This is a genomic window from Shewanella sp. S1-58-MNA-CIBAN-0166 (assembly GCF_040310085.1).
Taxonomy (GTDB): Bacteria; Pseudomonadota; Gammaproteobacteria; order Enterobacterales; family Shewanellaceae; genus Shewanella.
Window position 1 is genome coordinate 1 of sequence record NZ_JBEOPN010000225.1, and the last position, 224, is coordinate 224.

The window sequence follows — 224 nt, forward strand, 5'->3', positions numbered from 1 at the left end:
GGTGCGCGTGGGAGGAGTCGAACCTCCGACCGCCTGGTTCGTAGCCAGGTACTCTATCCAGCTGAGCTACACGCGCAAAATCGGTAAAACAAGCCATTCATAAATAATGCTATCGTCTGCACTTCATGTGCGTGACGTTATTTAATGAATGGCGGAGAAGGAGGGATTCGAACCCTCGATGGGATTTAAAGCCCATACTCCCTTAGCAGGGGAGCGCCTTCGGC

The 224-nt window shown here is 52.7% G+C and carries 1 tRNA gene; it reads right to left on the reverse strand.

The features are described 5' to 3' along the window. Positions 1-2 precede the first annotated feature (2 nt). Positions 3-76, reverse strand: a tRNA-Arg gene (locus tag AAEY99_RS21775). Positions 77-224 lie beyond the last annotated feature (148 nt).